The sequence below is a fragment of the Burkholderia sp. Tr-20355 genome (assembly GCF_017104685.1).
GTDB classification, from domain to species: domain Bacteria; phylum Pseudomonadota; class Gammaproteobacteria; order Burkholderiales; family Burkholderiaceae; genus Burkholderia; species Burkholderia seminalis.
Genome location: NZ_JAAGPK010000013.1, coordinates 34,306 through 61,290 on the forward strand (window position 1 = coordinate 34,306; position 26,985 = coordinate 61,290).

The 26,985-nt window shown below is 63.4% G+C and carries 23 protein-coding genes, 2 tRNA genes and 1 pseudogene; 12 read left to right on the plus strand and 14 right to left on the minus strand.

Features of this window, described 5'->3' with window-relative positions; genetic code table 11:
• The first annotated feature begins 44 nt into the window (after positions 1-44).
• The 3 genes from G3N62_RS05250 to glmS all read left to right on the plus strand — a co-directional run bounded on the left by G3N62_RS05250 (position 45) and on the right by glmS (position 5,242).
• Positions 45-2,195, plus strand: a complete 2,151-nt coding sequence (locus G3N62_RS05250; protein ID WP_124669798.1) for a polysaccharide deacetylase family protein — start codon at positions 45-47, stop codon at positions 2,193-2,195.
• 92 nt (positions 2,196-2,287) lie between these two features.
• Positions 2,288-3,376 carry a hypothetical protein gene (locus tag G3N62_RS05255; protein WP_069706033.1) on the plus strand — a complete coding sequence of 363 codons (1,089 nt, stop codon included), beginning with the start codon at positions 2,288-2,290 and terminating at the stop codon, positions 3,374-3,376.
• Positions 3,377-3,424: 48 nt separating this feature from the next.
• Complete coding sequence (glmS, locus tag G3N62_RS05260; protein ID WP_124669799.1) at positions 3,425-5,242, plus strand: glutamine--fructose-6-phosphate transaminase (isomerizing); 1,818 nt, start codon at positions 3,425-3,427, stop codon at positions 5,240-5,242.
• A 409-nt stretch (positions 5,243-5,651) separates the two neighbouring features.
• Here the strand turns inward: glmS and G3N62_RS05265 are convergent, their stop codons facing one another.
• From G3N62_RS05265 to tssI, 4 genes are read right to left on the minus strand one after another with little or no spacing between them, the layout of a single operon-like run.
• The gene (locus G3N62_RS05265) at positions 5,652-6,068 is read right to left on the minus strand and encodes an Imm70 family immunity protein (protein ID WP_124669800.1); all 417 of its coding nucleotides are present in this window, start codon (positions 6,066-6,068) and stop codon (positions 5,652-5,654) included.
• 3 nt (positions 6,069-6,071) lie between these two features.
• Positions 6,072-7,784, minus strand: coding sequence for a DUF4150 domain-containing protein (locus G3N62_RS05270; protein ID WP_241012855.1), 1,713 nt, complete (start codon positions 7,782-7,784; stop codon positions 6,072-6,074).
• Positions 7,777-9,120, minus strand: a complete 1,344-nt coding sequence (locus G3N62_RS05275) for a DUF2169 domain-containing protein (RefSeq protein ID WP_124669801.1) — start codon at positions 9,118-9,120, stop codon at positions 7,777-7,779. Before G3N62_RS05275 ends, G3N62_RS05270 begins: the two co-directional genes overlap by 8 nt.
• 11 nt (positions 9,121-9,131) lie before the next feature.
• Positions 9,132-11,243 carry a type VI secretion system tip protein VgrG gene (gene tssI / locus G3N62_RS05280; protein WP_124669802.1) on the minus strand — a complete coding sequence of 704 codons (2,112 nt, stop codon included), beginning with the start codon at positions 11,241-11,243 and terminating at the stop codon, positions 9,132-9,134.
• A 139-nt stretch (positions 11,244-11,382) separates the two neighbouring features.
• Between tssI and tssF the strand changes: the two genes are divergently transcribed.
• Positions 11,383-13,260 (plus strand): type VI secretion system baseplate subunit TssF, encoded by a 1,878-nt coding sequence (gene tssF / locus G3N62_RS05285; protein WP_124669803.1) that lies wholly within the window; start codon positions 11,383-11,385, stop codon positions 13,258-13,260.
• A gap of 1 nt (position 13,261) precedes the next feature.
• Here tssF and G3N62_RS05290 read toward each other — a convergent pair whose 3' ends face one another.
• The 6 genes and pseudogenes from G3N62_RS05290 to G3N62_RS05310 form a co-directional block, all read right to left on the minus strand.
• Positions 13,262-13,831, minus strand: a complete 570-nt coding sequence (locus G3N62_RS05290) for a hypothetical protein (protein ID WP_124669804.1) — start codon at positions 13,829-13,831, stop codon at positions 13,262-13,264.
• Positions 13,832-13,848: 17 nt separating this feature from the next.
• A complete protein-coding gene (locus tag G3N62_RS05295) occupies positions 13,849-14,241 on the minus strand; it encodes a DUF3592 domain-containing protein (RefSeq protein ID WP_241012856.1) in 393 nt (130 codons plus the stop codon).
• A gap of 124 nt (positions 14,242-14,365) precedes the next feature.
• Positions 14,366-14,575 (minus strand): annotated as a pseudogene (locus G3N62_RS36380) (DUF3592 domain-containing protein); the annotation flags it as partial.
• A 12-nt stretch (positions 14,576-14,587) separates the two neighbouring features.
• Positions 14,588-14,743, minus strand: a complete 156-nt coding sequence (locus tag G3N62_RS35880; RefSeq protein ID WP_241012858.1) for a hypothetical protein — start codon at positions 14,741-14,743, stop codon at positions 14,588-14,590.
• Positions 14,744-15,155: 412 nt separating this feature from the next.
• Positions 15,156-15,232 (minus strand) — tRNA-Arg (locus tag G3N62_RS05305).
• A gap of 176 nt (positions 15,233-15,408) precedes the next feature.
• The gene (locus G3N62_RS05310; RefSeq protein ID WP_021157259.1) at positions 15,409-16,239 is read right to left on the minus strand and encodes an undecaprenyl-diphosphate phosphatase; all 831 of its coding nucleotides are present in this window, start codon (positions 16,237-16,239) and stop codon (positions 15,409-15,411) included.
• A gap of 478 nt (positions 16,240-16,717) precedes the next feature.
• On the opposite strand from G3N62_RS05310, the gene G3N62_RS05315 reads away from it, so the two are divergent.
• The 5 genes from G3N62_RS05315 to G3N62_RS05335 all read left to right on the plus strand — a co-directional run bounded on the left by G3N62_RS05315 (position 16,718) and on the right by G3N62_RS05335 (position 22,236).
• Positions 16,718-17,629: an aldose epimerase gene (locus G3N62_RS05315; RefSeq protein ID WP_049029343.1), complete on the plus strand. Its 912-nt coding sequence runs from the start codon at positions 16,718-16,720 to the stop codon at positions 17,627-17,629.
• Between the two features lie 130 nt (positions 17,630-17,759).
• A complete protein-coding gene (locus tag G3N62_RS05320) occupies positions 17,760-18,461 on the plus strand; it encodes a peptidoglycan DD-metalloendopeptidase family protein (RefSeq protein WP_034186679.1) in 702 nt (233 codons plus the stop codon).
• Positions 18,462-18,829: 368 nt separating this feature from the next.
• A complete protein-coding gene (locus G3N62_RS05325) occupies positions 18,830-20,449 on the plus strand; it encodes an acyl-CoA synthetase (RefSeq protein ID WP_124669855.1) in 1,620 nt (539 codons plus the stop codon).
• Positions 20,450-20,522: 73 nt separating this feature from the next.
• The gene (locus G3N62_RS05330; RefSeq protein WP_034186677.1) at positions 20,523-20,846 is read left to right on the plus strand and encodes a DUF2288 domain-containing protein; all 324 of its coding nucleotides are present in this window, start codon (positions 20,523-20,525) and stop codon (positions 20,844-20,846) included.
• Between the two features lie 10 nt (positions 20,847-20,856).
• The gene (locus tag G3N62_RS05335; protein ID WP_124669856.1) at positions 20,857-22,236 is read left to right on the plus strand and encodes an MATE family efflux transporter; all 1,380 of its coding nucleotides are present in this window, start codon (positions 20,857-20,859) and stop codon (positions 22,234-22,236) included.
• A 15-nt stretch (positions 22,237-22,251) separates the two neighbouring features.
• Here the strand turns inward: G3N62_RS05335 and G3N62_RS05340 are convergent, their stop codons facing one another.
• Positions 22,252-22,428, minus strand: a complete 177-nt coding sequence (locus tag G3N62_RS05340) for a hypothetical protein (protein WP_167361866.1) — start codon at positions 22,426-22,428, stop codon at positions 22,252-22,254.
• A gap of 136 nt (positions 22,429-22,564) precedes the next feature.
• Here G3N62_RS05340 and G3N62_RS05345 point away from each other — a divergent pair, with 136 nt between their 5' ends.
• Positions 22,565-22,735: a hypothetical protein gene (locus G3N62_RS05345; RefSeq protein WP_162840567.1), complete on the plus strand. Its 171-nt coding sequence runs from the start codon at positions 22,565-22,567 to the stop codon at positions 22,733-22,735.
• A 192-nt stretch (positions 22,736-22,927) separates the two neighbouring features.
• Here the strand turns inward: G3N62_RS05345 and G3N62_RS05350 are convergent, their stop codons facing one another.
• Both G3N62_RS05350 and sixA read right to left on the minus strand, forming a co-directional pair.
• Positions 22,928-23,734: a GNAT family N-acyltransferase gene (locus G3N62_RS05350; protein WP_034186675.1), complete on the minus strand. Its 807-nt coding sequence runs from the start codon at positions 23,732-23,734 to the stop codon at positions 22,928-22,930.
• A 170-nt stretch (positions 23,735-23,904) separates the two neighbouring features.
• The gene (gene sixA / locus G3N62_RS05360) at positions 23,905-24,366 is read right to left on the minus strand and encodes a phosphohistidine phosphatase SixA (RefSeq protein ID WP_034186762.1); all 462 of its coding nucleotides are present in this window, start codon (positions 24,364-24,366) and stop codon (positions 23,905-23,907) included.
• A gap of 160 nt (positions 24,367-24,526) precedes the next feature.
• On the opposite strand from sixA, the gene G3N62_RS05365 reads away from it, so the two are divergent.
• Positions 24,527-24,603: transfer RNA gene (locus G3N62_RS05365), tRNA-Pro, on the plus strand.
• Between the two features lie 206 nt (positions 24,604-24,809).
• Positions 24,810-25,244 (plus strand): hypothetical protein, encoded by a 435-nt coding sequence (locus G3N62_RS05370; RefSeq protein WP_049029365.1) that lies wholly within the window; start codon positions 24,810-24,812, stop codon positions 25,242-25,244.
• A gap of 88 nt (positions 25,245-25,332) precedes the next feature.
• Here G3N62_RS05370 and ppx read toward each other — a convergent pair whose 3' ends face one another.
• Positions 25,333-26,847 carry an exopolyphosphatase gene (gene ppx, locus G3N62_RS05375; RefSeq protein ID WP_034186666.1) on the minus strand — a complete coding sequence of 505 codons (1,515 nt, stop codon included), beginning with the start codon at positions 26,845-26,847 and terminating at the stop codon, positions 25,333-25,335.
• Positions 26,848-26,985: the final 138 nt, after the last annotated feature.

Here is a 26,985-nt window from a genome sequence, read left to right on the forward strand (position 1 = left end):
TCACGGCGGCCGCGCGCCCCCATTCCTTGAGCGAGGAGTACACCATGTTGGCAAAGTCAGGCAAGTTCTTGCGGATCCTGTTCGCGTTGTTCGCGCTCGCGTTCGCATTCAGTCCGGGCGGGGTTCAGGCGGCCACCAACCAGCTCATCCTGCTGGTGCCGAATACGCTGACATTGCCCGATCCGCGCGTGTCCGCATGGCTGGACACCGCGCAAGAGGAAGGGCTGCAGATCACGGTGATGACCGACAGCCAGTTCATGGCGGCCGGCGCGTCGCTGTCGCAGTATCCCGGCCTGATCCTGCCCGATCAGGTGCATACGACGGCCGACGACACGCTCGTCACGGCGATCCAGAACTATGCGCTGAACGGCGGCAAGGTGATGCTCGTCTACGATTTCGGCGTGCTGAATTCGGCCGGCTTCTACGTGAGCCCCAAATCCCGTTTCAGCAACATGGTCGGTGTGGACTACGTACTGTATGACCAATTGGGCGGCAACATGATCGGTCTCGGCAACGTAACCGGCATGAGCAGCTGGCTTCGCACGCTCCAGGTGCCTCCCGGCAAGTCGATGACGTGGACCACGACCGCGTCGACCACGACGACCGCCAGCGTCATGGCCGCGGCGAGCACGAACAACACGAAGACGAACAATTCGTCGAAGCAGACGTCCGGCAGCGCGCTCTATCTGTCCGCCAGCCCGTCGAACCCGGGCGGCCTCGCCAACTACAACCACGGTGCGTGGTTCCAGTACGACACGCCGTCCGCAGGCAGCGGCGTACTGAACCAGACGGCCCCGAAGCTGACCGGCGTTGCGAACGGCAAGCTCGTGAAGTCCGGCACCTATAGCGCCAACTCGCTCGTCAGCACGACGGCCGGCACGGCGACCACCGCGCTCGCGTCGACCGCGGCGACGACCACCGACACGCTCGAAGGCATCTCCGGCTACGTGTACGGCTTCCTCACCTATCCGAGCTTCGTCACGCAGGGCACGTACACCGGCACGACGATCCTGACCTCGCCGACGTTCGGGCTGGTATCCGGCTACAACACGTACGGCAACGGCGGCGTGCTGTTCGTCAACCTGCCGCTCGCCTACCTCGACGGCCAGACCGACGGCATGCTGATCCACGGGTACCTGCACTATTTCGGCACGCAGATGCTGAACCTGCCGTCGCTGTCGCCGCTGCCGAAGGCGATGGCCGGGCTGGTGTTCAACTGGCACTTCTGCGCCGGCGACCAGATCCAGCCAGCACTCCAACTGAAGAACCTCGGCGTGTGGAACAACGGCCCGTTCTCGCTCGTGATCACGGCCGGCCCCGACGAAGCGGCCTTCGGCGATGGCAACGGCATCAACCTCGCCAACAACCCGACCGCGCAGAGTCTCGTGAGGTATTTCGTGAGCAAGGGCCATCGCGTCGGCAGCCACGGCGGCTGGATCCATGACTACTGGGGGGCGAACGCCAGCGAAACGAACGCAAGCACGTTCACGCAGTACCTCGTGATGAACCATCAGGCCGTCCAGGCCGCGTCGGGCCAGCCGGATGTCGAATATGCGGCACCGGAAGGCAACACGCCGACCTGGTCGGTCAACTGGCTCGAGAGCAACGGCTTCAACGGGTACTACTTCACCGGCCACACCGGCTCGGCGCCGACCCGCGCATACCGCAACGGCGCGCTGCTGAACCCGGGCCTGTGGGCGTACCCCGTGATGCCGTTCGGCAAGTACGCGACGTTCGAGGAATTCCAGCAGTATGCGGTGCCCACGAGCGACGTGAACAACTGGTACGCAGCCCTGATGAACTTCGTCGTCGCGAACCGTACGAGCCGGCTGATCTACGCGCACCCGCTCGGCGCGTCGTCCTACACGTCGACGCTGTCCGCGATCTTCTCGCAAGCCAATACGCTGAAACTGGCGGGTCAGTTCAAGTGGTACACGATGAGCGACATCACGATCTTCGATCGCGCACGCCTGAACGTCACGTGGTCGGCCACCGACACGGGCAGCGGCTGGGCGTTCGCCGCCAGCCACCCGACCAGCCTCGCGAACATGACCTGGCTGCTGCCCAAGAAGGGCTTCGCACTGCCGGTCATCACGCAAGGCCTCGGCAGCGTCGTCATTACCGACTCGACGTACTGGCTCGTGACCGCGATCAGCGGCACCAGCCTCAAGTTCACCAGCGCCAAGGTGCACTGAGCCGCAACATCGACCTACCCGCCGGCGCGCGACGCGGCCAACGCCGCGCCCGGCGGGATTTGCGCAGGACCACCGCGCAGGAGCCCCCGATCATGAACCGGCCCGCGCTGTTCCCGGCCGCACGCGCACGCGTGGCGGCCGTCGCCCGGCTATGCCGCCTGTGGTGCGTTGCCAGCTGCCTTTCGGCATTCGGCTTCGCGCCGCACGCGAGTGCCGCCGAACTCCAGCTCAACGGACTGTACCAACGCCCCGACGGCGCGATCACCGTGCGCCTGAACGGCGCCGGCATCGATCCTTACTTCGCGGCGAAGGCGCTGCTCGGCGCCGCCGACGCCGGGCTCGATGCCCGTCAGGCCGCACTCGCGTGGATCGCGTGGCTGTTGCCGCGCCAGCGTCCGGACGGCGGCTTCGATCGTTACTGCATGAAGAGCGGCCAGTACAGTCCATGCGCGGAAGCCGACGCCGACGACTCGATGATGGCGACGTGGATCGAATTGCTCTCCCGCTTCGCGCCGCCCGACGGCATGCCCGCCGCCTGGGAACTCAGCCTGAACCGCGCGGGCGCGCATCTGGACACGCTGCTCAGCAAGCCCGCCGGCGTCTATCAGATCTCGTCGACGCTGCACGTCGCGCTGCTGATGGACAACGTCGAGGTACACAGCGCGTTCCAGGCACTCGCCGCGTACTACATGCGGCATGCCGACTACGCGCATGCGGGCCCGTGGAGCCAGCGCGCCGACCGGCTCTCGTCGGCGATCCTGAAGGTGTTCTGGCGCGGCACGCAGTCCGGCTTTCGGGCAAGCACGCAGCGCATCAGCGACACGACTTTCTATCCGGCGAAAGTCGCGCAGATCTTCCCGCTCCTGTCGGGGATTCAAGTTCCCGCCCAATCGAACGAGACGATCTACGCGCAATGGATGCAGAAATACGGCAAGACCTGGCTGCAGCTGGCCGGCAGCGACTATCCATGGGGCTTGATCGCGCTGGTCGCATTCAAGATGAACGACTGGAGCACGGTCGCCTGCTGGCATGCGCGATCGGGCCCGTACCGGCACGGCGCGCACTGGAACGTACTGGAGGAATCCCTTTATCTCGCATTCGAAAGCAGGATGGCCGACCCCGTCGCGCCCGCTCAGTGCGGCTTCACGACGGCAGAGGCAACGGCGACCGCGTCGCGCTGACACAGCGTGCATGCGGTCCAGGAGAATTGACAGGGAAGGAGACGTGTCATGTGTGGCATCGTCGGCGCGGTCGCGCAACGGGACATCGTCCCGATTCTGATCGAAGGTTTGCGCCGCCTTGAATATCGCGGCTACGATTCATGCGGGGTGGCGACGGTCGTCAACGGCCAGGCGCGCCGCGAACGCAGCATGTCGCGCGTCGCCGATCTCGACGCGCACGTGCGCAGCGCCGGCCTGACCGGCAGCACGGGCATCGCCCACACGCGCTGGGCGACCCATGGCGCGCCCGCAACCTGCAACGCGCACCCGATCTTCTCGCGCGACGAGATCGCGCTCGTACACAACGGCATCATCGAGAACCATGAAACGTTGCGCAAGCAACTTTCAGACAAGCACTACGAATTCGACGGTCAGACCGATACCGAGGTCGTCGCCCACCTGATCCACAGCAAGTATCGCGGCGACCTGCTCGCCGCCGTACGCGATGCGACGGCGCAGCTGCACGGCGCCTACGCGATCGCGGTGTTCAGCAAACACGAACCGCAGCGACTCATCGGCGCGCGGGCCGGCTCGCCGCTCGTCGTCGGCGTGAAGGACGGCGAATGCTTTCTTGCGTCCGATGCGCTCGCGCTCGCCGGTATCACCGACCGCTTCATCTTTCTCGAGGAAGGCGACATCGTCGAGTTGACGCCAGGCGGCGTACGCGTGCTCGATCGCACCGGCGCACCGGTCGAACGCGCGATACAAACCGTTTCGTCCGCGCAGGGTGCGGTCGAACTCGGGCCGTACCGGCATTTCATGCAGAAGGAAATTTTCGAGCAACCGCAGGCGGTGGCCGCGACCATCCCGGACGCGGGGTTGTTCGATCCGGCCGTGTTCGGCCCGGATGCCGCGCGAGCGTTCGAGCAGATCGACAACGTGCTGATTCTCGCGTGCGGCACGAGTCACTATTCCGGCCTGACCGCGCGCCGCTGGCTCGAAACGATCGCGCGCATACCCGCACAGGTCGAGATCGCGAGCGAATACCGTTACAGCGACGCGCTCGCGATGCCGAATACCCTGGTGGTCAGCGTGTCGCAGTCCGGCGAGACCGCCGACACGCTCGCCGCGCTCAAGTACGCGCAGGCGCTCGGCCATATCGACACGCTGGCGATCTGCAACGTGCCGACCAGCGCGATGATGCGTCAAACCGGCCTGCGCTTCCTGACGCGGGCCGGCCCGGAAATCGGCGTCGCGTCGACCAAGGCGTTCACGACGCAGCTCGTCGCGCTGTTCATTCTTGCCGTGACGCTCGGGCGGTTGCGCGGCTACGTCGACGACGCGCAGCTCGCGCGGTACACGATGCAGTTGCGACGGCTACCCGGTGCGCTCGAAGACGTGCTCGGACTGGAGCCGCAGATCGAGCGCTGGGCGGCGGAATTCTCGCAGCACGAAAACGCGCTGTTTCTCGGGCGCGGATTGCACTATCCGATCGCGCTCGAAGGGGCGCTGAAGCTGAAGGAGATTTCGTATATCCACGCGGAGGCGTATCCCGCGGGTGAGCTGAAACACGGGCCGCTTGCGCTCGTGACGCACACGATGCCCGTCGCGACGATTGCACCGAACGACGCGCTGCTCGAAAAGCTCAAGTCGAACATGCAGGAAGTGCGGGCGCGTGGCGGGCAGCTTTACGTATTCGCAGACGCCGATACGCGGATCGACAACGGCGAAGGCGTGTCGGTGCTGCGGATGCCGGATTACTACGGGCTGTTGTCGCCGATCCTGCACGTCGTGCCGTTACAGTTGCTCGCGTATCACGCGGCGTGCTTGCGCGGCGCGGATATCGACAAGCCGAGGAATCTGGCGAAATCGGTGACGGTGGAGTGATGGGGGCTGGATTCGGACAATATGCATGAGCCGGCGCGCGAGCATATCTGACGCCCGATCAATCATGGAAGGCGCGGCGCATTCGCGTGGCAACCGGACGGCACATGTGATTGAAATGCAAGGGGAGTTTCTGGGCCACCCTACACGATTCGAATGCGTGACCGACGGCTTAGAAGGCCGCAGTCTATTCTCTTTCGACTTCTAGACTCCGGAGACAGTTGCATCCCGCAGTTCAGGTGATGGAATGAAAAGCCCTAGGCTTCTCCAGCAAAGCTTCCGCCCCGCTGCAGCACCTCTGTCGCACGCAAAAAAGCCCGCGCTCAGCGGGCTTCATCACGACTCGCAGTTCCAAAAGAATCTTCAGTGGCCTGATGTGCAGGCTCCCACTAAACGCCTGCAATGAGAAAAGTCAGATCTCTTCGATCGTAACCTCAGACTTATTCTTCACCGCATCATCAAACGCTTCGACCAGAAGCTCAAACAGATCACGGCCGGTACTAGACACAAAGTAATTACTCATCGAAGTGATATCGGAACTAATATCCTTACCCCAAGGAGGCTGCTTGGATCGATCGTCGTAATCCCATATCACTGCAGTCGGCGGAAATTTCTCCAACTCATTGCGAATTTCCTTCAACTCTTCCAGTGCCTTTTCCACGTGCTCCGGGGGTATACGCCCCTCATAAAACTCCCTCGATACTATGGGATACTTCGTTCCGGGACCGTTAGGCTCCAGCAGTCCCCAGATCGTGGCGAAGAACGAATTGAAGAAGCTCGAAGCACCGACCTCATCGACTATCGACCCTACTCGAACGCCAACTGACATGCGCTACCTCAATATCGTAATATTGCTTGGCTGAATTATACCGTTGCTGCGCGTGGAAATTGACTGAATGACGTTTTGCAACGCGCCACGACTGACTTCCTGACCTCGGATGTCGACGTACAGCGACTGTACCGTATTCTGCGGCAGTTGTTGAGCCCGATAGATCGCCTGATTTGACACGTTATCGATCAGCCTCTCCTGACCGGCCGGCGTCTCAATATTGTAGTTCTTAACTTCCACGCTCGAACCATCCTTGTACCAATCAGGACGTGTACTTCCCTTAGTTCCGTACGGAACCTCCTTCCCGTCCTTGAAGGACCTTTGTTCTTTGTACCCCTCACCCAGCTTCTTGCCAACGTCCTTTTCACTCTGTCTCCATGACGGTCTCTTGGGTTTGGCCGGGACTTTGAGCCCATCACCAGCCGGCTCTGCTTCGGCTGGCTTAACGACCTTTGATCCGTCAGCAACACCTTCAGCGACTTCGGCCCCCTTGGCCGTCGCAGCCCCCGCCTCTGCCACTTCCCCCGTTTTCCCCGCCGCGCTCGCAATCTCTCCCGTTTTCCCGGCGGCATTGGCAACATCAGCGACCTCGCCAGCCTTGCCGGCAACGTTCACTGCCTCTCCAACCTTGCCTGCCACATTTCCGACTTCGCCGACCTTGCCTGCAGCGCCAACCCCGCCGACAAACAAGCCCCCAATGTCGACCGCGCCACGCCCAAGCGCCTCACCGTAGTTGCCTTGGCTCCACGCTTCCATGTATGGTTTCGTAATGCCGTCGACAATCGCTCCCGGATGCTCGTAGATCGCTTGCGCGGTCTTTCCGGCTGAATCCAACGTCTGCGAGTACCCGTGATAGTTGTATAACCCGGTCAGATCAGACAGCCCCTCGGCAGCCTGCGACACTGGTGATAACTTGGCTGCCCCGACTCCTAACCCGACCAAGCCCTTACCCATGTCCCACACCGCGCCGCCGGCTCCCTTAAAGAACCCGCCGACCTGATGCATGACGCCCTTCTCGGGAGGCGGATTAGCATCCCCCACGACGTTCCCGCTCGCATCCACCGAGCTTCCCGGCGCGGGAGCGGTTACGTAAGTGCCTGTACAGTTGCCGGAGTTCATCGTGCACGGGTCACCATCGCGAATAACCGGATGACCGCCCGCGCGAACCGTCGTGCTTCCCTTCGTCGGCTTGGTCTCGCCCCCCACCGTTCCGGAGCGTACCCCGTCGGCTGAACCTGCTTCGTCGCCAGTACACGTCGGAACCACACTCTGATCGAGGACGTACGCCGGCTTCCCGTTGAATCGCACGCTCGGCACGATTCCCGATGACCCGCTCAGATCCGAGATGACCTGATAGGGCACCGGCGGCGTCGAACTGCCCATCGGCGTCTTGCAGACATCAGGCGTGCTACTGACGGCCTTGAAGCTACCGTCCTGTCTCGACGCAATCCGATTGCCCTTGGAGAAATGATCGGACGGTTGCGCCTGATCCTGCGGCTTATAAACGCCAGTTTCAAAGCGCCTTTGAACTGACTTCCCCGCCTCGTCAAATATATCCCGCAGATCGGGACGGTCGCTCCACGGATTCGGGGTATTCCACAGCGCATCCAGATTCTTCACCGCGTCACGGGCCTGCTCGACACTCTGGATGTTGAAGTGCTCGCGGAAAACATCGCCCGCGTCACCGGTAACGGTAATCTCCAACGGTTCAGCCATCTTGCGCTCCCGTCGATCCGACCGAAGTTGCCGGCGAACCTGCAGCAAGTCGCTCCAAGTCGGCATGATTCACAAACCTTGCCTCGAAACGCTGCGCACGCATGGACTTCATCAGCGTCGCGCGCCATACCAACGTCACCATAGGCTTCGCAGCATCCGACACGTCGACAGACAACGTATCGAGCAGCAACGGCGCAAACTTGAGCGACTGGTCGGTGTAGACCCATCCCATCGGTAGATGTCCTGGCAAGGCGATGCGCAGGATCGTATTGCCACGCTCGTCGACGGTCGACCCGGGCGTGCCGGCGGGAACAAGATTCGTCAGCACGATCATCTCGTTACCCTTCAGGTACGGCACCTGCATCAGCGGATGCGCGCCGTTCCAGTACCTGAACCGAAAATCGTCTGGCAAGCCCGGATGGCGCTCAGCGAGCCACTGGTCATCGTAGGTGCCGGCAAGCTCACGCCTCGATCGCCACGCTTTCCCGACGATACCGAAGCCAGCCGGACGCAGTGACGGGTGCGCCTGCCCATTCGAAGATGCTAGCCATGCTTGTATCGAGACAGGTTCACTGCCGGCTTCAATCTGCGGAGCAGCGACCTTCTGCTGCTTCGTCGCAGTAAGGAACCAACGCTCGGCAAACCCCAGACCGATCGGATTGTCTTCGCAGACCGTATGCGCCGCCGGAACGTTATCTTGATCGGGATGTGCAGCCTGCTGTTTGTCATCGAGCCGAGATGACTTCGGCACACGTTTTGAAGCCGGATCCTGCGCGTCGACCCGACACTGGCCGCCCCACGCGTATTCGTAGCGTACAGGCAGCGCTGCGATTGGCTCGGGCGGCGTCAGCCACCAGTCGACGGGACGTACGATGCCGAACGAAGCGATCTTCACGAGTCGATTCATGCCTCGACCAAGCATCGATCGTCGAGCAAAGTACCTTGGGCCGGTCACGGACAGCCTGCGATCCAGCAGGACTTGCGCCGTTGGCACACCCGCGTCGTCGTCGGATCGCATGGGTACCGACACTATTCGAACGCCTGCCACGAAGCGCGGCAACGATCGCCCCTGCGGCGCATGGGCCGTCCCGTTGATCAGTACGTCGCAAAGCGGTTTATATGGCGCGAGATCGCTTTCCTCCGCCACGCTGGACTGATTCGGCTCGCCGTGGAAACGATCTGATGTCGCGAGCGGCATCTGCTCCTGTGCCAGCACCAGCGAGCCATTGCGCAGCTCAAAAGTCTGGCGCAATACAACGGTATGGAACGACGCACCTTCCGGAGCAAACGATTCGAACGCCAATGCCGGGAAAGGCGTGTAATTGGAGAATTCCATCCCCGCTCCCGTCAGTTGACGTCGACATCCTTGCCGTTGATCTGCACCGGCCCCGAGCCCTCGATCAGCAACTGCGTGCCACGTAGCGTGATGTGCCCGTTGGATTCCATGATGAGAACGGCGCTACCGGTCTTCAGCTCGATCCGGTCGCCCGCCGTGATCGTGTACGTCTTGCCAACCATCGAGGTCTTCGACAACCCGACTTCTTCCGCACTGGCAAGCCCCGCCGACGTGTTAACTGCGCCGGCCACCGTCACCTGATAGCCGCCGCCCACTGTCAGCGCTTTTGCGAGCCCCACCGTCTCCGTCGACGTCAGTGCAATCAGGAGATTCTCCATCCCCTCGATCGTCTCGTTCCGGTTGCCGCCGACCGTCAGCGTCTCGTTGTTGCCAACGGTTTCGGTACGATCCACGCCAACGTGAATTGTCTCGTTGTTGTCGACCGTTTCCGTACGATCGTGGCCGACGTGCACCGTCTCATCGTGATCGATGTTCTTGGTGCGGTCGTTACCAACCCAGTGCGACTCGTCGTGCTCGACCTCGATGCGCTGATCCTTCTCGGCGTGAAGCCACACCTCTTCCTCACCCTTCTTGTCCTCGAAGCGGATCGCATTGGCGGTATTGACGTTACCGGTCTTGGTCGAACGCGTCAGAATCCCGCTCTGTGTCGCGTTGGCCGGCAATGCCCACGGTGGCATGTTCTGCGAGTTGTAAACGCGCGACGTCACGAGGGGACGGTCCGGATTTCCATCCAGGAAACTCACGACCACCTCATCCCCGATTCGCGGAATCTGAATCATCCCGAAACCGCTACCCGCCCACGGCTGGCTCACGCGCACCCAGCAGGAGCTGCCTTGGTCGCGTTTGCCGAGACGATCCCAGTGAAACTGCACCTTCACCCGGCCGAGACTATCCGTATAAATCTCCTCGCCCTTCGGACCTACGACGATCGCCGTCTGCGGCCCGACGATCGTCGGACGCTCGCCCTCGAACGCCGGACGGTACGGAATTTTCTTGCGAATGCAGGTGAAGCTGCACGAGTACGCCGAACTCCCCTCACCGGGCTCATAGTTGTTCGTGCCGGTGTGTGACACAGTCAGCAACAGGAATTGCCGGTCTTCCTGTTTGGTGCTGGCGTGATCGTAGTGGTCGTCCAGCTCGAAGTATCGGCACGGCATCATCCGCCGCCCCGTCGTCACCCCGACGAACGTTTTGCTGTGTGCAGCCAGCGCCTCCGTCCTGAAGCGCGTAAGCTCTTCCCCGCGATCGCTGTCAGCGAAACCATGCTCGCCGAGATAGTCGTAGATCTCGTAGGACGGTACGTCGCCTTGATTGACTTCGGTGCCGCCCGACACGAATCGCCGGGCATGGGGAATTTTGTAGTCGAAAGTTTTCAGTCCGACCGTGTCTGGTGCAAGCTGACGCTGCGCTTGAAATGACGTGATGACGGCAAGATTGTCCATCGCCTCGCCCTGGTTGTATTGCAGCGACGGACTGCGCCCGTCGATCGGCTTTGCGGTCACCGAGTTATCGGCAATGATCAGCTTGTGTCCATCCTTCGCATGCTCGAAGTAATAGAACAGGCCATCCTCCCGCATCAGCCGTTCGACAAAGGCGAGATCGGTTTCTCTGTACTGGGTGCAATAGCTGCGATTCCGTGTTCCCTTCGAGAGCCGGAACTCGAACGATGCGAGCTTGCCGTATTCGCGGAACACGCGTGAGAGGATCTCCTCGGTGTTCTCTTCCTGGAAAATTCGAATGTCCTGTCGGCGAGAGAGCATCCAGAGCCACGGCAGAATCGTTGCGCTATACATCGCAAAGCCACCATCCGTATCCAGATGCGAAAACGCTGCGACGTATCCGTGGAAGTAACGTTCTTCAGAGCTGGCGAGTGCATCGGTCAACTGTAACGTGATTGTCACCGGTTGGCCGATCAGTTTCTTCAACTCGATATTTTTGTCCTGTGACGCGAGCCGGACATGCATCTCGAAATTTTGAGATAACCCCTCGGTACAATGGAAATCGACGAGTACGAGATCCGATCGACCTTTCAGCGGGGTTTCGATCGTAAACAGGCGATTGCTCTGGAGCTGGAAGAAGCTCGCAATTTCTGACATTTGCATATGTAGCCTCGGAATCTCTCGGCGGAGGGGCATTTTTTGTCTGCGCGGCCATTCTAATATGTCTGCGCGTCATTTGGACTAGATGCCGCCCCCGAAAAACGGGGACCGATTATCTCGGACTGTTGACTATCTGCAGCGAATGGACCACTTGCTGTCACATTACGAACGTGAAGTCGGACTGCTTGCGCGCAGTCTGGCAGATTTCGCTCGACGCTTTCCGAAGATTGCAGCACGCCTCGGCATGACTGGCGGTCACGTCGAAGACCTGCACGTCGATAGAATGGTACAGACGTTCGCACTACTAGCCGCTCGTGTTGACGCGAAGCTTGACGACGATTACCCGCAATTCACCGAGGCCATTCTCGAAATTGCCTATCCGCAGTATCTGCGCCCGGTCCCGTCATGCGCGGTTGCGTCGTTCAACCCGTCGGTTCTGTTCGGCCAGCTTACCGAACCGCTGACGATTGCGCGCGGCACGATGCTGGACGCCAACGCCGCACCATGTCGCTTCCGTACCGTCTACGACGTCACGTTGTCGCCATTGCGCATTCACTCGGCTCGCTATTCACCTGCGACACTTGCACCGGCAGCGGCGCGCATCCCGGCGGATGTGACGGGGATCATTTCGATTACCTTTGCAAGCGAATCCGCGTCGCAAGCATTCGACGATACCATTCCGTCCGCCCCGGTTAGGGTGCATTTGACCGGAGAGCGACCGCTCGTCGCCGCGCTTTTCGATACGCTGTTGCTTCGCGCATCGAGCGGCTATGTGGAAGTGGATGAAAGTGGACGCTGGATCAGCTTGTCGAAAGTGCCGATCGAGCCAGCCGGTTTCGCCGATGACGAGCGATTGTTACCCAGCCCAGACGACACGAGCGCGCGATCGTTCCGGGATCTGGTCGAGTATTTCGCCTTCCCCGAGAAGTTCGATTTCATCGACATCGACCTGGATCGCATTCATCGCACCGCACGTTCCGCTGCAGCGCGACGGCTGACGCTTCACATCGCCGTGCGAGGCACGGCGGCCGATTCCGCTACCGCTCAGATCCTGGCGACGCTGAACACCAGCACATTCCGTTTGTTTTGCACGCCGATCGTCAACTTGTTCGAACGAGCCGCAACGCCTATCCAGCTTACCAGCAGCAATGACGCATATCCGATCACCCCGATCCCGTTGGCAACCGGCGTCCCGCTGAGCTTTTACTCGGTTGAAGCCGTTTATCTGGGTGAGCGCACGAAATCGGAGGAAGGCAAGGCACCCGTCGCTTCACACGCCCCACCGCGTACACAGGTGCGGCCGTATCGTGCATTCAGTCATGCGCGGCCGACGGATTCGTCCGCCGTCTATTGGTTGGCCTGCGAAGATCAGGAAGCCACACGGGACAGCGCGCTTACGGCACCGCTACTGGCATTGGTCGACTTGAAGGGCCAAACCGCCTATCCACGATATCCTCAGGTCGATATCGATGTGCTGGCGACAAACGGAGAGATGCCGTCCCGGTTGCCAATCGGCGCCCCGGATAGCGATCTTTTGTACGAGGGTTCGGCACTGGCGTGCCCGATCGCGCTACTCTCTCGCCCCACCTTGCCGGCTGCCTTGCCGCGTGGCGGTGCACTTTGGCGCGTCCTGTCGGCATTGACGCCGCATCCGCTCGACCTGACGCAAACCGGACTACCCGCGCTGAAGGCGCTTCTCCGTTTCCATGCCCCGCGTTCCAGCGTGGTTGCTCAACGTTGCATCGACGCGATCGTCTCCCTCGACTACAAACCGACGATCAAGTGGATGTCTCTCGACAACCCGTTCCCGTCATTTGTTCGCGGTGTGGAGATCCTGCTTTCGTTCTCCGAGGCCGCGACACGTGATGTCAGCCTGTATCGATTCTCGGCTGTGATGGACCGGTTCTTCGGGCCGTACGCGCAGTCAAACAGCTACGTTCAACTTGTCGTGTTATCCGCCGAGAACGGCAACGAGCTTTTGCGGTGCGCTCCACGCCCCGGGACGCAACCGCTGATATAGATCAGTGGACGTAGCCAGCGAGAATTCCAACCCCACCGCCGAAGCCTTTACCGTCCGGGTTCAGTCCGGCATTGACACCCGCCATGATCAAGAGCGCCTTTGCCCGTTGTATCACCCATTCGAACAGCATGGGGTTAATCGTAAGCTGGCTTATGGCGAGCGATAGCAATGCCGGATTGATGCCAAGCAACATGACCGACCCACCGCCGCCAGCCAGTAGGATTTCAGCACTTCCGTCAAGATAAACGGCACCACCCTGAAAATCGGAATGCTCGAGTTCCGCCCCGGAGAAGGCCGATGTCATGTAGATCCAGCCGATGCTAGGAAACGCCTCTGCCGAACCACTTCCGCCGACAGATTTCCCCTTGATTGCGAACTTAGGCAACCGAACTTTCGGAATCTTGACGCCGACACCCCAACCGACACCAAGGCCCCCATACCAGAATCGCTGAAACTGTCCCGCTGGATTCTTCAACAAAATTTCACCGCCCGAACCCGTAACGAATTCGATACTCGCACCGAACGTCGAGCCAGTCTGGTACTCCCATTGACTACGTCGCAAGAAAGACATGGACTTATTCCAGAAGGTCAAGGCCGAGGGAAACTGAAGAAACCGCCTATCACTGCACTGACACCAAAGAAACCCAGGAAGATCGGTACCGTCCAGATCGCCAGGAATCGATCCAGGGTCGCAGACGTCTTGGGCGAAGACGCGAGATAGCGCACTTGCACAGCGTCACCCACTTTCATGCCGAACACGAGACCGCCTTGAGCGTATGAGATGTGCTCGCCGACGGAGGTCACAAACGCAATTTCCGGATGACTACTGCCGGCATTTAACGCAACGACCTCCCCATTCGCAACTTCAGATTTCCTGAGAAAGGCCCGCGTATCAACGATCGAATAGGCCATGCCTGCGAGTAGGGCCACACCAAGCAGGCAGAAGAACACCGCTTTCATCGCATCAGCTGACTTCGTCATGTTCGTTTATTTACCTCGATTCATGGCTGACGTCTCATCCACCGGGATGACTGATTTTACAGCCCGAGTCTATCGAATCACACAACCGGCATGCCCGACAAAAATGACCTTGCGCATTCTCGTATCATGTACGCGACGGCAAATTCATGAACCCGCACACGATGGCGAACACACCCATGGTGGTAAAAACGATCGACGAATTCCAAATTGCAACAAAAACGTTCATCGTTGCACTGCCACCGGGATCGTCGGCCTGGTATCGCACTTCGACTCGCTGCCCCAGCTCCGCTTTCGTGACAATCCCGCCCTGCGGATACGAAATCTGCTGCCCTGTCTTGGTGGTGAATTAAATCTCGGGATGGTATCCGCCGGCATTGAGCTTAACAACGAGGCCCGGCACCACAATCGATGTTCGAAGAAACTCTCTAGTCGACTGTGCGCTGATTACAGCGGCGACAAGAAAGCCCACCCCAATCACCATGGCGCTGATGCCCTTAAACATGACGCTCTCGCTTACATTTCTGACGATTGTTCGGGTGCTCAATGCTGACCGTGTCAGCTGTTCAAATTGAACCGGCCAGCCTTCCGTAGACAGCGAGCGAGGTTCGATAAGCCGGCTGTCGTGCGGCAAGTGGAATTGGACCAGAGTGCCGAGGTGCGGCTCTTCGCATCTATGGTCACATCGATAGGTATTAGAAGTCAGGCGACCAGGCATCCACGCCTCGATCACGTCGTGCGACCCGCTCGGCATTTCAGCCTACGGCGCCATCAAAGTGAGCGTTTGTCAGTGAGGGCAGCTGGTCCACCTGGATTGGTTGCGATCCGGGTTGACTACAAACACCTGCATGCTGCCACACAAGCAGGCCGACAGAGGACGGCGAAGTTGGAAATATCCGCTAACGCGATAACTTGACTGGCCCGCCCTACACGATTCGAACGTGTGACCTACGGCTTAGAAGGCCGTTGCTCTATCCAACTGAGCTAAGGGCGGTCGGGGAGAAAAGACACGGCCTGCCACGGACCGCATTCCGCGCCGGGCTTTCGAGCAGCTGCGACAACCGCGCCGCCAGACTCAAAGCCCCGAAACAAAACGGGCCCGGTACGAAACCGAGCCCGAAATTATACCCGATCATCGCGCCACATCACGCGAAGCGAGCCATCACCGCGTCAAACCGGCTGCGGATGCAGCATGAACCAGCCGAGACAGAACACGCCGGCGATCACGCAATACACGCCGAACGACGCGAGCCGGCCGCGCCCTTCGAAATAGCGCATCAGGAATCGCACGCTCAGGTACGCGGCGATCGCCGTCAGCACGCCGCCGAGCAGCGCGTCGGCGAGCTGGTCGCGCGCATGGAACAGCTTCGGCAGCTCGAGCACGCCCGCCGCGAAGATGATCGGCGTGCCGAGCAGGAACGAGAATTCCGCCGCCTTCTCGGCCGTCAACCCGGCCGCATTGCCGGCGATCATCGTCAGCCCGCTGCGCGAGAAACCCGGAATCAGCGCGCCGATCTGCGCGAGACCCACGAAGAACGCCTGCTTGAACGTCATCTTCTCGGGCGCCTGGTGCGCGCGGCTGCGCTGGATGCGATCGCCGAGCCACAGCAGCACGCCGTTCACGATCAGCGCGATCGCCACGATCCGCAGGTCATGAAACACGCGTTCGATACGCTTCTCGAGCAGCAGCCCGACGATGCCGGTCGGGATCGTCCCGATGATGAGCGCCCACATCAGGTGGCCGTCGTCGTTCTTGCGGCCGCCGAGCTGCGCGAAGAAGCCGCCGATCAGCGCGATCCAGCGCGCGCGGAAGTACCACAGCAGCGCGAGCGCGGTGCCGAGGTGCAGCGCCACGAGGAACGGCAGCAGTTGCGGCGCGTGCTTGTCGATATGCATGCCGAACAGCGCCGGCACGAGCAACGTATGGCCGAGGCTGCTGACGGGGAAGAGTTCGGTGACGCCCTGCAGGACGCTCAGGAATACCAGAAACCAGAGGCTCACGCGTCGGTCCTTTTAGTCGAGATTAAGCGGGGAGAAAGACGGACGACGCGATGCGCGTCCGAAAAACGCGCCCCGATTATGCCGAGCCAGGATTACCGCGCCAAGGCATTTGGCAGGTTATTGCGGCAATGCACACAAACGCTTGCAATTTGTAAGGGCCCAGAAAGCAAAAAGCCCGCCATTTGCATGGCGGGCCTGTCGACTTCGGCAGGAATTGCCGTCAGCGGCCGAGCTGATAGAAAAATAATACCGTGCTGCCAGTGAACATGCCGAACAGTGCGATACCCATTGCCATTGCCAGATCCATGGCCCCCTCCACGAAGTGTCATGACCCGGCAACATCACCGGTTTAGAGGCATTATCCCGACCGTTGACAATGTTAAAAACTCGCAATTTCCCGAGAAGGGTTTTCCCCGAGCAGCCGCGGCCCGATAATGGAACGCGCGTTGCTCCGTCCACCCGCCCAACCCGATTCGCCATGCCGATCTTCCAGCAACACGATATCCACGAACTTCACGCCGGCCCGTCGCTCGTCCGGGTCGCTCCGCAATTCGGCGGCCGCCTGCTGTCCTGGCACGTCGACGGCGAACCGGTCATCTTCTGGCCGGAAACGGCCGACTGGAGCAACCTCGCACGCGTGCGCGGCGGCAATCCGCTGCTGTTTCCGTTCCTCGGCCGCCACCGCGTCGACGGGGAACTCGGCCGCTGGCGCGACGCCGCCGGCGTGGTCCGCGATCTGCCGATGCACGGCTTCGCGCGCGACCTGCCGTTCGACGCGCATCCGTCCGCCGACGGTGCCGCGCTGTCGATGACGCTCGACGCGAACGACGCCCTGCACGCGAGCTACCCGTTCGACTTCCGGTTCGAGACGACCTACCGGCTGGCCGACGCGCATACGCTCGACGTCGCGCTGACGACGACCAACCGCGGCGACACGCCGCTGCCCTACTACGCCGGCCATCATTTCTATTTCGCGCTGCCGCATGGCGAACGCGCGGAAACCACCCTCGAACTGCCGCCGACCCGCAGCTGCCAGCAGCGTCCGGACGGCTCGATCAGCCCGCTCGAACCCGGCGAAGCCCGCTACCGCCTCGACAATCCGGACATCCTCGACCGCTTCCACTGCCTCGACGGCGAACCGTCCGCGCCGGTGCGCATCGTGATGCCGGGCCGCGGCCGCACGATCGAGATCGCGCTCGACGCGCCGGGCTCGATCCCCTGGTACGCAGTCACGACCTGGACCGAAAAGCCGGATTCCGACTTCTACTGCGTGGAGCCGTGGCTCGGCCTGCCCGATGCGATCCACAACGGCCTCGGGCTGCGCATGCTTGCGCCGGGCGCGACCGAAACGGCCGCGCTGCGCATTCGCGTGCGGCCGCTCGCCGGCTGATCGGCGCGCCGAACGGGCGCGCAAGGGCCCCGGCAGCGGCACGAAACTGCGGTGCTCGGGTCGAACCCGTTAAAATCGGACGTTTTGTGTTGCCTGCCGCGTCACGCGCGGCGGGGTTTTGCGAGGTTCAATGTTCGGAACAACAACGAAGCGACTCTTCGCGGCCGCCTGCGCGGCCCTGCTCGTCGCGTGCGGCTCCGCGCCCGTCGGCCCCGGGTTCTATCGCGTCGAGCGTGGCGACACGCTCTACAAGATCGCGCGCGACAACCGCACGTCGGTACAAAACATCGTGCGCTGGAACCAGATGGCGAACCCCGATGCGATCGAAGTCGGTCAAGTGCTGCGCGTCGCGCCGCCGCCCGGCACGGCCACCGCATCGACGCCGTCGACCACCGGCACCGGCAGCGCGGGACGCGCCCGCCCGGCCCCTTCCGCGCCGGTCGAATCGGCCGTGAAACCGGCCACGAGCATCGCGCTGGTCTGGCCGGCGGCCGGCAACGTGGTGCGCACGTTCGACGGCTCGAAATCGAAGGGGATCGACATCGCGAACGCGCCGGGCACGCCGGTGGTCGCGGCCGCGCCGGGTGTCGTGGTCTATGCCGGCAACGGGCTGCGCGGCTACGGCAACCTGATCATCCTGAAGCACAACGCCGACTACCTGACCGCCTACGCGCACAACCGCGCGCTGCTGGTGAAGGAAGGCCAGTCGGTCACGCAGGGGCAGTCGATCGCGGAGATGGGCAACAGCGACAGCGATCGCGTCGCGCTGCATTTCGAGCTGCGCTACGGCGGCCGGTCGATCGACCCGTCTCGTTACCTGCCGGCCCGCTGAGCGACCAACGGACGACACGCGATGCCGGCGCGCATCGCGTGCCGTCGCGGCGAAAAACGGGAATGGTCGAGTCAGCGCTTGCGCAGACGTCCGGTGAAACGGCCGGACAACGGATCGACGTGACTGGCAAACGCCACCAGCGCACCGATTCCGATCAGGCTGAACCCCGCAGCTATCAGAAGCAAATCCATGGTCACATCACTGTTTTGTCGTGATCTTATGCGTCATTCCGGAATCGTGCACCGAGCGTCGGCCGTTGGACGAGCCCGAGCATTCCCTATCAGCAGACCCCATTGTGGATTCGTCTGCGTGAAAACCTGATGTAAGCCGTGCGCCCGACGCCACGATCGACACCCAGGAGACAATCGATGCTGCCCGCCGCCGACCGCTACGACGACCTGCTCTCCCGCTTCCAGTGGAACATTCCGGCGCGCTACAACATCGGCGTGGACGTCTGCGACAAATGGGCCGACGGCAGCGGACGCCTCGCGCTGATCTACGAAACGGCGCAAGGCGACGTGTTTCGGATGACGTTCGACGATCTGAAGAATGCCTCTAACCGTTTCGCGAACAGCCTCGCGCGTGCGGGCCTGCAACGCGGCGACCGGATCGGCATCTTTCTCGCGCAGGGTCCCGAAACGGCTGTCGCGCATCTCGCGGCGTACAAGCTCGGCGCGATCGCGGTGCCGCTCTTCACGCTGTTCGGCGTCGATGCACTCGAATACCGGCTCGCGAACAGCGGGGCCGCCGCGCTCGTCACCGACGCGGCCGGCTACGCGAAAATCGCGCCGCTGCGCGCGCAGCTGCCCACGCTGCGTACCGTCTACTGCGTCGGCGACGATGCGCCCGACGCGCCGGGCGTGCTGCGTTACGACGCGGCGCTCGCCGCCGAAACGCCGGAGTTCGTGCCGGCCGATACGGCCGCCGACGATCCGGCGGTGATCATCTACACATCCGGCACGACGGGCAAACCGAAAGGCGCGCTGCACGCCCATCGCGTGCTGCTCGGCCACCTGCCCGGTGTCGAGATGTCGCAGCAATGCTTCCCGCGCGATGCACGCCTGTTCTGGACGCCGGCCGACTGGGCATGGATCGGCGGCCTGCTCGACGTGCTGCTGCCGTCGTGGCATCACGGCGTGCCGGTGCTCGCGCGCCGCTTCGAGAAGTTCGACGGCGACGCGGCGTTTGCGTTGATGGCGCGGCACGGCGTCACGCACGCATTCCTGCCGCCCACCGCGCTGAAGCTGATGCGCACCGTAGCGGCTCCGCGCGAACGCCATGCGCTGTCGCTGAAATCGGTCGCGAGCGGCGGCGAATCGCTCGGCACCGAACTGACGACCTGGGGGCGCGACGCGCTCGGCGTGACGATCAACGAGTTCTACGGGCAAACCGAGTGCAACATGGTGCTGTCGTCCTGCGCGGCGCTGTTCGACGCGCGGCCCGGCGCCATCGGCAAGGCGGTACCCGGTCATGCGGTCGCGATCGTCGACGCGGACGGCACGCCGCTGCCGCCGGGCGTCGAAGGTCGCATCGCGGTACGCCGCCCCGACCCGGTGATGCTCCTCGAATACTGGCGCAACCCGGATGCGACGCGCGACAAGTTCGCGGGCGACTACCTGCTGACCGGCGATACGGGCACGCTCGACGCCGACGGTTTCGTGCGCTTCGTCGGCCGCGACGACGACGTCATCACGAGCGCCGGCTACCGGATCGGCCCGGGGCCGATCGAGGACTGCCTGCTCACGCATCCGGCGGTGCGAATGGCGGCCGTCGTCGGCGTGCCCGACGCGACGCGCACCGAGATCGTCAAGGCGTTCGTCGTGCTGAACCCCGGTCACGTCGGTGACGACACGCTCGTCCTCGCGCTGCAGGCCCACGTGCGCACGCGGCTCGCCGCACACGAATACCCGCGCGCGATCGCGTTCGTCGACAGCCTGCCGATGACCGCGACCGGCAAGATCGTGCGCCGCGCGTTGCGCGACGCATAGGCCGCTCACCTCCGGCTCGGCCCGTGCGGCCGGATGGTTTATAGTGGCGCCACGCAGTTTTTCCAAGAAAACGATGTCCTCAGATCAGCCATCCGCCGCGGGCGCGTCGCACAGCCCGCTCTACGCCAAACTCCTCGGCGAAACCGCGAAGATCGACTGGTGCGATCTCGAACGCTTCTTCGCGCAGGGCAAGCTGCTGTCCGTCGCGCGCGACCTCGATCTCGTCAGCGTCGCGGAAGCCGTCGCCAGCGACGATGCCGAACAGGTCACGCGCTGGCTGTCGGCCGGTCTCGTCGCGCGCATGCCCGCCGAGACCGCCGCCGACTACGCGGCGCGCAACCCGGAGCTGTGGGCGGTCGTCGTCTCGCCGTGGGTCTGCGTGCAGGAACGCGCCTGACGCGTTCGCCATGTCCGAATCCGCGTTAGCGCACGGAGCCGGCGCCGGTTCGGCCACCGTCACGCATCGGCGCGTCCTCGCGCTCGCCTTCCCGATCGTCCTGGCGAACCTGACCCAGCCGATCCTCGGCGCCGTCGACACGGCCGTCGCCGGCCACCTCGACGGCGCGCAGTATCTCGGCGGCGTCGCACTCGGCGGGCTGTTCTTCAATTTCGTGTTCTGGGGTTTCGGCTTCCTGCGGATGGGGACGACCGGCCTCGTCGCACAGGCGCATGGCGCCGGGGACACCGCCGGTATTCGCCTGAACCTGCTGCGCGCGCTGATCGTCGCGTTCGCGCTCGGTGGCACCGTGCTCGCGCTGCAGGTGCCGCTGCTGTCGTTCGCACTGTCCGCGCTCGGCGGCAGCGACGCCGTCCGCGCGACGGCGCTCGCGTACAGTCATGCGCGGATCTGGAGCGCGCCATTCGCGCTCGCGAACTACGTCGTGCTCGGCTATCTGCTCGGCGTACAGCGTGTGCGGCTGGCGCTGGTCGCGCAGGTGTTCATCAACGCGGTGAACATCGGTGCCGTCCTGCTCTATGTGTACGGCTTCGGTTGGGGCATCGCCGGCATCGGCGCCGCGACCGCCACCGCGGACGCTTGCGGCTTCGCGCTCGGTGCGTGGATGCTGTGGCGGTTGCGCCCACGCGGCCTTGCGCCGATCGCGGTACGCGCACTTGCCGAGCGCGCCGCGCTCAAGCGCCTGGTTGCGCTCAATCGCGACATCTTCCTGCGTACGCTGTGCCTGCTCGGCGCGTTCGGCTGGTTCGCGCACCTCGGCGCAAGACAAGGCGACGCGACGCTCGCGGCAAACGCGCTGCTGCTGAATTTCCAGACCTTCATGGCTTATGGCCTCGACGGCTTCGCGCATGCGGCCGAGGCGCTCGTCGGTGCGGCCGCCGGGGCGCGCGACCGCCGCGCCTTTCGGCAGGCCGTGCGCGTCACGCTGCTCTGGTCGGCGCTCGGCGCGCTGCTGTTCGCGCTCGCCTACTGGGCGGCGGGCGGCTGGATCGTCGCGCGCCTAACCGACCAGGCCGAGATCCGCGCCGTCGCGTTGCGCTATCTGCCGTGGGCTGCGATCTCGCCGATCGTGTCGGTCTGGGGCTTCCTGCTCGATGGCGTCTTCATCGGCGCGACGCAAACGCGATCGCTGATGCGCGCGATGGTCGTGTCGCTCTCGATCTTCATTGTTGCCACGTTCGCGGCCGTCGGCACGTTCGGCAATCACGGTCTGTGGTTCGCGCTGCTGCTGTTCATGGCCGCGCGCGGCGCGACGCTCGCGCGTTACCTGCCCGGGCTGCTGCGGCGCATCGGCGCCGACGCGCACGCCGCGTCCGCCGCCCGCGCGTGACGGCGAACCCTGTCGTTACTGCGTCGGTTTCGGCGGCGGCGCGTCGAGCATCGACGGCGGCGTCATGTCGGTCGGCACGCCGTGATAGTCGGCCGGGTCTTCCGGCGGGTGGCCGCGACGGGCCTGGCGAGGATCGCTGGTGCAGGCGGCAAGCAGGGATGCGGCCAGCACGGCCAGCATGAAACGGGTCATCGGGTGTGGCTCCGGAAAACGGTGCGCCCATCGCGCGCCGGGACCGCGCCGAGTCTAGCGGAAATCCGGTTTCAGGGTCGTGCCGCGCATGTCCTACTATGTACGCATGGCGCTGTGCCGTGGAAAGGAGGCTGCCATGTCGTCTGAAGAAATTGCGGGCCTGATCGGCCTGTTCATTGGCCTGATGGTGCTGGTCGCGCTGTCGTACTTCGAGTCGCGCGAATACAAGCGCAGCCATGGCGGCGAAGGGATGATCCACCATTGGATGGCGGAACATCACCTGCTCGACTGGCGGCGCAAGCACTGAGCGAGCCGCCCCGCAGTCCGGCCCGTATCGACGATCCGGGCCGTCCTGAAACGTGCCATCCCGTGGCACGCCGGCAATCGCATACCGCGGAAATTATCAGGGCCGAATGCACGAACGCCGTCGCCTGACCAATGGCGCGCGACGGCGTTCGCTTGCGTGCATCCGGAGCGGGCGCGCCACGGTTCGGACGGTTCAGCCCAGGAAGTGGCGGGCGTAGCGCGAGTTGATGTCGGACAGGCGGAACAGCGTCAGGAAATCCGCGCAGTTGAAGTCGGGATCCCAGGCCGGGGCGCCGCAAATCTTCGCGCCGAGACGCAGGTAGCCCTTGATCAGCGGCGGCGGTGCGACCACGGTGCCCGTCTGCAGTTCGTCGACCGGCAGCGCCGTGTGCGGGAACGCGCGGTACTCGGGCGCCGTCAGCGATCCTGCCGACAGCGACTGGTACAGGTTCGCCGCATAGTGGCCGCCATCGGCCATCGACACGCTCGCGCAGCCGAGCATCGTCTCGTAGCCGTTCTGCATCATGTACGCGCCGAGACCGCCCCACAGCGCCATGATGACTGCGCCGCTGCGGTAGTCGCTGTGCACGCACGAGCGGCCGACCTCGACCATCTTGCCGCGCAGGTGCGTGAGGCGCGACAGGTCGAATTCGCCCTCGGCATACAGGCGGCCGACCCGCGCCGCCTGGTGTGGCGGCAGCACGCGGTACGTGCCGACGACTTTCAGCGTGTCGAGATCGCGCACCAGCAGGTGGTCGCAGTACGCATCGAACGGATCGACGTCGAGACCGGAGGGACCGCTGACCTGCGCGCCCATCTCTTCGGCGAACACGCTGTAGCGCAGGCGCTGGGCTTCGCGCAATTCGTCTTCCGTACGCGCCCATGCGGCGCGCAGGCGATACTCCGATGTGACGGTTTCACTGGCGCGCGGCAGGTGGCGCCGCGACGTGTCGAGGGGCAGCGAGGCAAAAGGGAGCGTAGGCGTCGGCAGTTCTCGCATTAGGCTTTCCTGGTCGTAAGGAATAAGGCGACATGCCCGCCAATGTAGTAACCGGCCGTGACCGTTATGTGGCACGACCGTGTCCTTTCAATGACGTGTCGCCGAATTGACTTTAGCAGAAAGCTTGCGAAACCGTATGATCAATCCCTTCAAACCTATTCAGCCGGGATTCACACCAGTTCCGGCGTCAATACCGCCCGCAATACCGCCTGCCGACTGCCGTCACGCGTGCGGCTCGCGAGCCACACGATGCCGCCCTTCCTGACGCTCCAGCTGTCGTCGCTGCCGGTAATCAATTGCGCGGCGACGCTGCCGAGCGTCGGCTGGTGCCCGACGATCACGACCGTCGGCGCGATGCCGTCCGGCCAGCCTGCCGCTGCCAGCACGTCGTCGACGCTGCCGCCCGGTGCGAGCGCGTCGACGGTGCGGTACTGGTCGGTCAGCGCCTCGACCGTCTGCACGGTGCGAGCCGCCGGGCTCGCGAGGATCACGCTGTTCGTCTCGAGCCTGCCGCGCAGCCATTTGGCCATCGCCTGCGCGTCCTTGCGGCCACGGACGGTCAGCTGGCGCGCGAGATCGCTGGTCGCATAGTCTTCGGCTTCGGCGTGACGCCACAGGATCAGGTTCATCATGATGTTCTCCTTGCTTCGGCGAGCGTCCGAACACGCATGCTCGTGGCCGGCCGATCGTCCCGTGGATTGTCGCAAATCGCGGCCGGTTCGCCGCCGCGGCATTTACCTGCATGTCGTGATTGACCGGATGGGTCATGCAACGATATAATCTTTGGCTCGTCGGAGCGTAGCGCAGCCTGGTAGCGCATCTGATTTGGGATCAGAGGGTCGTAGGTTCGAATCCTATCGCTCCGACCAAGGAATCAAGGGGTTACGGTTAATACCGTAGCCCCTTTTCCGTTTCTGAGCCCTGCCCCGCCCGCACGGATTCCCGGCTCACGCACTTCCGTTCATTGTAGGGATTCATTGGGGCACCGACGCGACAACGCTCCGGCCCTGCCCGCACCCGCGCGCGACACTTCCGGGAACACGCGATAATGCGTATGAACAACCCGCATCCGCGCATGAAAAACAACATCGTCAAAACCGCCCTCTGCGCGTCGCTGCTCGTGCTCGCGACCGCCGGCCCCGCGTCGGCGAAAGCGCTCGACGACGCGCTCGACTGCCATTCGACCGGCCACAAGTTCGTCGCGCCGCTGCTCGCCGCCGGCGACATCCAGTCGGAGCCGATGCACGTCGAATCGAATTCCGTGAACGCATTCCGCACGAACCGCTCGCTGACGGCGTACGGCTTCGGCGTCTATGTCGTGCTGGGCTATCAAGCGAGCGACCCGATCTTCCGTCCGGGCGACGGCACGCCGATCGGCGACTGGGCCTACGGCGTCGTGGTACGCGGCACGAAGAGTGCGGTGGAGGAAGCCGTGCGCAAGGCCGGCAGCGACGCGACCGTCAAGCAGGCGTTCCCGTTTCTGACCGCGATCGTCTGCTCGTCGGATTGAGCGAGCCGTCAGGACGGTCGTGCGGCACGCCTGAGGCCACCGCAGCCACGCTCCCGCCCCGAGGGCTTCCAGGCCACGCTTGCGGCCATTACGCGCCGGTGTACACCACGCGATACGGGATCCCGACCTTCTCCCACTCGGCAGCCTCCTGGCTGAGGCTGTAGTCGGTCAACGGATTCTGCTCGACCCACGCGCTCGGCAGGCGCACTTCGTACCCGCCCTTCTTCATCTGCGAAACGGAGATGTCGGGCAGCCCCGCATCGGTCCGGCGCCGGCACAGCAGCGCCGCGAGCCGCAGGCAGAACAGCAGCGGCCACTCGACGTCGCGCGCCTGCGACAGCTTGCCGAGCTTGCCCGCATGACCGAGCACGAGCGCGGCCAGCCGCGCCTGGTCGGTACGCGAGAAACCCGGCATGTCCGCATTGCTCGCGATATAGGCCGAATGCTTGTGATACGCGCTGTGCGAGATCGACAGGCCGATCTCGTGCAACGCGGCCGCCCAGCCGAGGAACATCCGCCCTTCCTCGCGCGCCTCTTCGTCGTCTTCCTCGAGTTCGTCGTAGAAACGCACCGCAAGCGCACCGATCCGCTCGGCCTGCGCACGATCGACGCCGTAGCGGCGCGTGAAGCCCTCGACGGTCACCGCGCGCATGTCCTCGTGCTGCGTCCGGCCGAGCAGGTCGTACAGCACGCCGAGGCGCAGCGCGCCGTCGGTCGTATCGACGTAATCGACGCCGAGCTCCTCGAACACCGCCAGCATGATCGCGAGGCCGCCGGCGAGCACCGGCACGCGATCGGGCTTCAACGCGATCAGCTTGAGCCGATTGACGTTCTCCGACTTGATCAGCGCGCGCTTCAGCCGCTCCAGGCCACCGCGCGAAATGCCGTGCGTGATGCCCGGATCGTTGAATCCGTTCGCCTCGACGAGTTCCGCGAGCGCACGCGCGGTGCCGGACGACCCGATCGCCTGGTCCCAGCCGGCCTTCTTGTACTCGCTCGAAATGATCTGGATCTCGCGCTTGGCCGCGAGTTCGGCCTGCCGCATCGTGTATTCGTCGACGTTGCCGGCCGGAAAGAAGCTGCGGCTGTGGCTCACGCAGCCGATATACAGGCTCTCCATCACGATCGGCGTGTAGTGCGAGCCGATGATGAATTCGGTCGAGCCGCCGCCGATGTCGACGACGAGCCGCTTGCCGGCACTCGCCGGCACCGAGTGCGCGGCGCCCGCATAGATCAGCCGCGCTTCTTCGCGGCCCGCGATCACCTCGATCGGGAAACCGAGCGCCGCTTCGGCCTCGCCGAGAAATTCGGCGGCGTTCTTCGCGACGCGCAGCGTGTTGGTCGCCACCGCGCGCACATGGTCGGGATGAAAATCGCGCAGGCGCTCGCCGAACCGCTTGAGCGCCTCCCAGCCACGCTCCTGCGACGCGCGATCGAGCATCTTGTCGCTCGACAGGCCCGCGGCCAGCCGAACCGGCTCGCGCAACGCGTCGACGGGATAGATCTGGCTGCCCGCCGGCGTTTCCTCGACGCGCCCGACGATCAGCCGGAAGCTGTTCGAGCCGAGATCCACGGCAGCCAGCAAGTGGGGGGTTGTAACCATCAGAAGGGGGCTCCGTGCGCGGTCGCCCGCGGCAGCCGGACCGGCAACCCAGGGCGATCAATCAAAGGCGACATTTTAAGCGTGGAACGCTTGCCGTTACCACGCTTCACGGGTATGCACACTGCTCGATTCCATATA